General features: G+C 70.1%; 1 protein-coding gene. It reads left to right on the plus strand.

Going from position 1 to position 1,243, the window contains the following annotated elements; all coding sequences use genetic code 11:
* On the plus strand, positions 1 to 1,132 hold a 1,132-nt coding region (locus AWC30_RS13930), incomplete at its 5' end, for an IS1380 family transposase (RefSeq protein ID WP_085110829.1).
* Positions 1,133 to 1,243: the final 111 nt, after the last annotated feature.

Raw genomic sequence — 1,243 nt, forward strand, 5'->3', positions numbered from 1 at the left:
TCCCTCGACGTTGGGGTCGTTCCTGCGCGCGTTCGACCACGGCAACGTGCGTCAGCTGGCCGCGGTGGGCCGCCGGGTGCTGGCCGAACTCGCGTCGCGCACACCGCTGCTGCCCGGCGGGCAGCAGCTGGCGTTCATCGACGTGGACTCCACGCAGAAGAGGGTGTACGGGCCCGCCAAGCAGGGCGCGGCGTTCGGGCACACCAAGATCGCGTCCAAGTCGCTGACCGTGCGCGGCTTGAACGCACTGGCCGCGGCGGTGTCCACCCCGCTGGCCGCGCCGGTGGTGACCACGGCGCGGCTGCGCGGCGGCAACGCCGCCTCCGCGCGCGGCGCGGCGAGTCTGGTGGCTGAATCGATCACCACCTCCCGCGACGCCGGGATCAGCGGGCTGATCGTGGCGCGCGGTGATTCCGCCTTCTACACCGGCGCGTTCGTGAGCGCGTGCCGCCGCAACAACGCGCACTTCTCGGTCACCGCTCGGATGGACCCCAAGATCCGGCGCGCCATCACCGGCATCGACGAGACCGCCTGGACCCCGATCAAGTACCCGAACGCGATCTTCGACGAGCAGGCCCAGCAGTGGATCTCCGACGCCGAGATCGCCGAGGTGGGCTACACCGCGTTCGCCTCGTCGAAGACCCATCGCGTTGACGCCCGGCTGATCGTGCGCCGGGTCAAGCGGCTCAACCGAAAAGCCGCCGCCCAGGGACAAGACGAGTTGTTCGCCACCTACCGGTATCACGCGGTGTTCACCGACAGCCCGTTCGGCCTCGTCGAGGCCGAATCCCAACACCGCGGACACGCCATCGTCGAACAGGTCTTCGCCGACCTGTTCGACGGGCCGCTGGCGCATCTGCCCTCCGGGCGGTTCCACGCCAACGCCGCCTGGCTGCAACTCGCGGTCACCGCGCACGCGCTCACCCGCGCCCTGGGGGTGCTCGCCTCACCCCGGCACGCCGTCGCCCGCGGCGCCACCATCCGCAACGAACTCATCTCCGTCGCCTGCCGCCCCGCCCGCAGTGGGCGCGACCAGATCACCTGGCACCTGCCCGAATCCTGGCCATGGGAATATGCCTGGCTCAACACCTTTGACGCCACCCACCGTGGACCACCGGCCACCGCCGCCTGAGAACACCCGCGCTTTCGACCATCTTCGACCCCGACTTCCACGCCCGAAACGGCCCAGACCGCAACAGATCACAAGGACAGGCTGGACGCAGGCCAGCAGATCACCGCTGGC

This window comes from Mycolicibacillus trivialis (assembly GCF_002102395.1).
GTDB classification, from domain to species: domain Bacteria; phylum Actinomycetota; class Actinomycetes; order Mycobacteriales; family Mycobacteriaceae; genus Mycobacterium; species Mycobacterium triviale.